Below are 6,582 nucleotides of genomic sequence, written 5' to 3' on the forward strand. Positions count from 1 at the left end.
CGCGCCGCCCCCGTGCCCAACCCCTTGCCGCGCAGGCGCAGCTTGCGCCCGCTGCACGCGCCGGGGGCCACGGTAACGTCCACTTCGCCGTCCAGCGTGGGCACGCGCACCGTGGCGCCAAGGGCCGCTTCCCACGGGGCCAGTTGCAGGTCGTAGATCACGTTGTCGCCATCCAGGGTAAACTGCGGATGCGGGGCCATGCGCACCTTCAGGTACAGGTCGCCCGCCGGGCCGCCGCCCATGCCGGGGTCGCCCTGCCCGGCAAGGCGGATGCGCCCGCCTTCGCGCACGCCGGAGGGGATGTTCACCTCCAGCGTCTTGGTGCCTCCGCCCGCCTCGCGCAGGGTGACGGCCTTGCGCCCGCCCCGGTAGGCTTCTTCCAGCGTCAGCGAGAATTCTGCCTCCACGTCGCGGCCCCGCCGCTGCCGGGCGGAAAAATTGCCGAACGGGTCCGGCCCGAAGCCGCCCTGTCCACCCTGACCGCGCGCCCGCGCCCCGCCACCGAACAGCGTCTCGAAGAAGTCGCTGAACCCGGCCCCCTCGAAGCCGCGCCCGCCGCCAAAGTCGAAGCGCACGTTCTCGAAGCCGGGCGCGCCCTGAAACTGTTGCCCGTGCTGCCAGTTGGGGCCAAGCTGATCGTAGAGCCGACGCTTCTCGTCGTCCTTGAGCACCTCGTAGGCTTCGTTGATTTCCTTGAAGCGCTCTTCCGCGTTCTTGTCGCCGGGATTCAGATCCGGGTGATGCTTGCGGGCAAGCTTCTTGTACGCCTTCGAGATGTCGTCGCGCGAGGAGGAACGCTCCACGCCGAGCAATTTGTAATAGTCCTTGTATTCGACTGCCATCTCGTATAGCTCTCCTTTAGCGTCAATGAGGCTGCAAACCTGCTGCCATTGTAGGATAATCCGACGCGCCCCGGTGTCAAGCGGCTTGCGTCAAAAGACCGACGGACAATGCGCCAAATGCTCTGCCAGATGCCCCGGCAGCCGCTTCGCAGGCGGTCATCCGCGCCTGCCGACATGGCCGCCGTCCCGGCCCCGCCCCCCCTCGACGTATGCTGCCCGCTGCGCTACAGACGCCGAACGGAACCATGTTTCCACGGCTCCGCCCCTTCGCACCTCCAAACCGGCCCCGCCACCGTCACCGCATGTCCGCATCCCGCCCTGCCGCGCCTTTCGGCCCTTCTGATTCATCTGGCCTGAAAAGCCTGCCCGTGCTGATGTACCACTACGTCAGCCGCAAGAAGAACTCCATCGCCGTCCACCCCGACACCTTCGAGGCCCACTGCCGGGCCATGCGCCGCTCCGGGTGGACCGGCATCGGCCTGGCCGAGGCCGAGGCGTACCTGCTGGGCGAAACCCCGCTGCCGCCGCGCAGCGCGCTGATCACCTTCGACGACGGATTCCTGGACAACTACGTCTACGCCTGGCCCATCCTGAAGAAGTACGGGCACAAGGGCGTCCTCTTTGCCGTGGCGGGCAAGTTGGAGCAGGGCGCGCCCCGTCCCACCCTGGACGACGTACTCGCGGGCCGCATCCGTGAAGACGCCCTGCCCCGCGTGGATGCCCCCTATGTGCGCCACGAACTGGGGTTTGACGAACGCAAGGACCTGTTCTGCAACTGGGACGAGGCGCGGTTGATGGAGGCCGACGGCACCATGGCCGTGGCCGCCCATTCCCACTGGCACCACGCCGTGTTCGCCAAGCCGGAATACACGGGCTTTCACGCCCCCGGCCACCGCTCGCGCACCTTCGACCGGGTGGACTTTGCCGTGCCGTGGGGGCTGCCGGCCTTTGCCCAGCGCCCCGCCCTGCTGCGCCGCGCCTTCGTGCCCGACCCGCAACTGGTGGACGCCATTCGCGCCCTGGTCCCCCAGGACAAGGCCGGGGCCTACGCCTTTTTCCAGGATTCCGGCAAGGTGCGTGAACTGGAAGATCTGGTGGACGCCTTTGCCGCCACGCCGGCCGGCCTTGGCAAGCCGGAATCCGACGCCGACCGAACCGCCCGCATGACCCGCGAACTGGCCGCCTGCGCCGCCACCCTTGCCGACGAACTGGGCCACCCCGTGCGCTCGCTGTGCTGGCCGTGGGGCGCCTATTGCGACGAAGCCCGCGACATCGCGCGGATCCAGGGCTTTTCCGTGTTCTTCGCCACCACCATGGGGCCGAACCCGCCCGGCTGCGCCGCCCACGTCCACCGCTTCAAGGCCAAGGACAAGCCCGCCTCGTGGCTGCTGCTGCGCCTGTTCCTGTATTCGCACCCGTGGCTTGCCCGGCTGTATGCGAAGATGCGGCTGTAAGCAGAGCACGGGCAGAAGCGTAGCACCGCGCCCCAACACCCCGCTTTCCCGGGGCGCCACCGCGTGCCTGTCTGCCTCACGGCGAACCAATAGCCGAACCTGTTGCAGGACATATTGCAGAAACCTGCGCATAACCGGTCGCAGGACCGCCTGATGCAGTACTGTGGAAAAGCCCCTGCATGCAGCCTTGGGCATTTTCGCCCAAAATTCCACGTCGTCTCCTTGCCAAAGGCCTTCATATGCGGCACATACGGGCCGCAACAGATTTACAAGGCCAGAACACCCTGTTATCATTGACCTCGTCCAGACAACTCCCCAAACGACTGATGCCGCAATCAATGCCCGATGCCAGCGCGTGCTGCACCGGGCATATTTGCACCCGCAGACCATCTGGGGAAACACCACGCCACGACATCAGGAGGCCTTCATGTTCTTGTCCCTCCGCCTATGGCCCCCACCAGCAACCGAACTTCCAAGGCGCGCCCGCAGCCATTCCGCACGCGCTGCGGCGGCACTACTCTTTCTCGCGCTGCTCGCGCCGGGCGCGCCCCTATGGGCCGCCAACTCTGGCGGCACCACCGAAACCTTACCGAGCATCGAATTCGCGCTTCCCGGCTACGTTGGCAGCTTTCAGCCCGGCGCCACCGACGCCACGGGTGGAAATGTCACCATCGACACAGGCATTACCGGCCCCATAATCGGCGGCTACAGCGATGGCGGCAACGCCAATGGCAACCGGGTAACAATCACCGGCGGCACACATACCGGCGAAGGGATGTACGGCGGCTTCAGCGACGGTTCAGGCAACGCCAGCAACAACATCGTGACCATCACTGGCGGCACGATAAGCTACATGGTATTCGGGGGGTATTCCCGGGGTGGCACCGCCACCGGCAACACCCTGCGCATTTTCGACAACCCCACCCTGAGCGCCGGTCTTGTTGGCGGTCGCGCCTGGCAGGCCAGCATGTTTGACCCCGCCAGGGACGCCCGCACCGGCAACACGCTGGAAATCCACACCCTGAACCTTCAGGCATCCGGCATCGAAAATTTCCAGCACTTCCGCTTCTACCTGCCTGATACGGTCCGGGCGGGCGATACGGTGCTTACCGTGAATAACGGAGTTGTTATCGAGACGCCCTCCAGCGGCCCTTCCACCGCCCCGACCACCGTGGGCGTGGGCATCGAGGGCGGCGGAACCCCGCTAGCGGTCAACGACACCGTCACCCTCATCAAAAGCACCAGCGTCCTCTATGCCGACGCGGGCATGACCAACACCACAACGGGCATGGCGGGCATTTCCAGCCTTTACACCTTCGGCCTGGAAACAACCGTCAACAGCCTGGTGGCCCGCGTTACCAGCATCGAGCAGACGGACGAAATCGTGCGCAAATCCCCGTCCGAGGGCAAGGCGGCCAGCATCGCCCTTGTGACACAAGGCGCGGACCTTGCGGCCGGGCCGGGCATGGGCAACGCCCGCGCGGCAGCCGTCCTTGGCGCGGACAACATGGCGCAGGCAGGCTGGGCTGGCTTCGGCGCCACGTCCGGCACAACCTCTCGCTATGCAACCGGGTCTCATGTGGACTTGCAGAGCTTCGCCCTCATGACCGGCCTTGCCAAATGCCTGCCAGTGAGCGGCGCGGACCTGCTTGTGGGGGCGTTCTTCGAAACAAGCGTCGGCTCCTACGACAGCCACAACGAAACGGCGGCTGGCGACAGCATCACGGCCCGGGGCGACAGCCGTTCCACCGGCGGCGGCCTGCTGGGCCGGGTGGAAGCCACCGAAGGCATGGCGCGCGGGCTGTACGCAGAAGCAACGGTGCGCGCGGGCAGGCTCAGTTCCGACTACAGGAGCGACGACCTGAACCCCACGCTGGGAGAGGCCGAATACGACATCAACGTCGCCTACTACGGCGCGCACGCGGGCGTCGGGTACATATGGAACATCAGCGAACAGGCCTGGCTTGACCTGTACGGCAAGTACTTCTGGACGCACACCACGGGGGCGGACGTGCGCATACTGGGCGACCCGGTAACGTTCGACGACGTGGATTCGTATCGCACCCGCCTTGGGGCGCGCTTTGGCTATGCACTGAACAAGTGCATCACGCCGTACACCGGCGCGGCATGGGAATACGAATTCGACGGCACGGCGCACAGCGTGGTGGCCGGAGTTGACGCACCCGCGCCAACCCTGAAGGGCGGCACAGGCGTGGGCGAGGCGGGCGTCATATGGAAGCCCCTGCCAGACAGCGGATTTTCGCTTGATCTGGGCGCACAGGGCTATACCGGCGTACGCGAGGGCGTGGGGGGCAATCTGTCGCTGATGTACGAGTTCTGATGTCCCCCTGATATTCGGCCTGACTGCGGCATGGCGACTGCTCGCTTACCGCAACAGAACCGCCTGGCCGGAATTTCGCCCCAAGATGCTGCATGCGGGCGATGATTGTTACGACTAACGCTGTATCGAACAAGCTTTCCGTACAAATGCATGAGTGGGCGTATGCCGTTGCATACGCCCACTCTTTCATCATCCTGCCGCCGCAATCCTGCAGAAAGGCAGCCGTCCCTACCCCAGCGCCTTCACGGCGTCGGTGAATTCCCGCACGTCTTCCTCGGTGGTGTCGAAGCTGGTCATCCAGCGCACCTCGTGCAGCACCGGATCCCATTCGTAGAAGTAGAAATCCTGCTGCAACGCTGCGATATGCTCGGGCGAAAGCCGCGCGAACACCGCGTTGGCCTCCACGGGCCGGGTTATGGTGACGTGCGGCAGGCCGCGCAGGCTGTCGGCCATCAGGCGGGCCATGGCGTTGGCGTTGCGGGCGTTTTCCAGCCACAGGCCGTCGTGCAGCATTTCGATGAACTGGGCGGCGATGAAGCGCATCTTGGAAATGAGCTGCATGCCCTGCTTGCGGATGAAGTTGAACTCGCGCGACAGTTCCGGGTTGAAGAAGATCACCGCCTCGCCGAACATCATGCCGTTCTTGGTGCCGCCAAAGGACAGCACATCCACGCCCGCGTCGCGGGTCAGCGCCGCAAGGCTCACGTCCAGCGCCGCCGCCGCGTTGGCCAGCCGCGCGCCGTCCATGTGCAGCAGCATGCCGTTGGCATGGGCAAAGTCGGCAAGGGCGCGGATTTGCGCCGGGGAATACACGGTGCCCAGTTCCGTGGACTGGGTGATGGAAATGACGCGCGGCTGGCTGTGGTGGAAATTGCCGATCATGTGCAGCAGCGGCACCACGTCCATGACCCGGATGCGCCCGTCGTGCGAGGGGATGACCTGCAACTTGGAGCCGGTCACCGATTCCGGCGCGCCGCATTCGTCCACGTTGATGTGGGCCACGTCCGCGCAGACCACCGAATGCCACGGGCGGGTCACGGCGCGCAGCCCAAGCACGTTGGCCGCCGTGCCCAGAAACACGAAATACATGTCGATGTCCGGCCCGAAGTGCCGGGCGAACACCTCTTTCGCCTGCTCGGTGTACGGGTCCTGCCCGTAGGGGCGGGCATGCCCGGCGTTGGCGCGTTCCATGGCGGCGAGAATGCGCGGGTGCACGCCCGAGGTGTTGTCGCTGGCGAAGCTCTTGAGGCTCACTGGTGTGTCTCCTGCTGTGGATATTGCGTGGCGGGCCGACGGGTGCGGTCCGTTCGTTGTGCGTTGCGGGCGCGCCATCGGAATGAAGAAAATGCGCGGACGGTCAGCCCCTGCCCGTACCGCCGGTGGTGTCCGGTGCGTCTGATAGTTTCCGGTAGTTTCCGGGGCGCAAGGAGCATCCGGAAAAGCGGGCCGTTCAGACGCATCACCCCTGTCATGCGTTGCGGCAAACGTCCCTGTAGACAGCAAGGGTGCGGTGCAGAAAATCGGCCCGGTGCAGGCTTTCGATGCGCAGCCCGCAGGCGTCGCGCAGTATTTCCAGCCACGGCGGGCTGTCCATGGCGTGGGCTATGGCCCCGGCCATGGCGGCAACATCGCCCGGCGCAACCAGCGCGCCATGGGGCAGAAGGTCGGGCATGACGCCCACGGTGGTGGATACCAGCGGCCTGTCGCAGGCCATGATCTCCAGCGCGGCGCGGGCGATGGTCTCCGACCACAGCGAGGCCACCACGCCAAGGTCCATGGCCGAAATGCACGCGACCACGTCCGGCCGCTTGCCGGTGACGACCGAGATGTCCTCTATGCCTGCCTCGCGCAGCCAGCCGCGCACCGTGGGCTCGGGCGTGGCCGAATCGAACCCGGCCAGCATCAGGCGCAGGCGCGGACGCGGCGTGCCGTCCCAGCGGCCCGC

5 protein-coding genes are annotated in these 6,582 nt (G+C 65.9%); 2 read left to right on the plus strand and 3 right to left on the minus strand.

All coding sequences use genetic code 11. From position 1 onward, the window contains the following. Nucleotides 1–842: J domain-containing protein (locus FVW20_RS04590; protein WP_196608484.1), on the minus strand; the 842-nt coding region annotated here is incomplete at its 3' end. A gap of 302 nt (nt 843–1,144) precedes the next feature. Between FVW20_RS04590 and FVW20_RS04595 the strand changes: the two genes are divergently transcribed. Further along, the gene (locus FVW20_RS04595; RefSeq protein ID WP_196608485.1) at nt 1,145–2,296 is read left to right on the plus strand and encodes a polysaccharide deacetylase family protein; all 1,152 of its coding nucleotides are present in this window, start codon (nt 1,145–1,147) and stop codon (nt 2,294–2,296) included. A gap of 427 nt (nt 2,297–2,723) precedes the next feature. Further along, a complete protein-coding gene (locus FVW20_RS04600) occupies nt 2,724–4,637 on the plus strand; it encodes an autotransporter outer membrane beta-barrel domain-containing protein (protein WP_196608486.1) in 1,914 nt (637 codons plus the stop codon). A 228-nt stretch (nt 4,638–4,865) separates the two neighbouring features. Here the strand turns inward: FVW20_RS04600 and FVW20_RS04605 are convergent, their stop codons facing one another. Next, complete coding sequence (locus FVW20_RS04605) at nt 4,866–5,891, minus strand: threonine aldolase family protein (RefSeq protein ID WP_196608487.1); 1,026 nt, start codon at nt 5,889–5,891, stop codon at nt 4,866–4,868. 214 nt (nt 5,892–6,105) lie between these two features. Then, the coding region (locus FVW20_RS04610; protein WP_196608488.1) for a glycosyltransferase family 4 protein at nt 6,106–6,582 on the minus strand (477 nt) is incomplete at its 5' end.

Origin of the sequence: Nitratidesulfovibrio oxamicus, assembly GCF_015731765.1 — a bacterium.
GTDB lineage: Bacteria > Desulfobacterota > Desulfovibrionia > Desulfovibrionales > Desulfovibrionaceae > Cupidesulfovibrio > Cupidesulfovibrio oxamicus.

What these genes read in the sequence shown, in the direction of transcription:
- FVW20_RS04600 (WP_196608486.1), top strand. Translation starts at nt 2,724, where the DNA reads ATGTTCTTGTCCCTCCGCCTATGGCCCCCACCAGCAACCGAACTTCCA.
- FVW20_RS04595 (WP_196608485.1), top strand. Translation starts at nt 1,145, where the DNA reads ATGTCCGCATCCCGCCCTGCCGCGCCTTTCGGCCCTTCTGATTCATCT.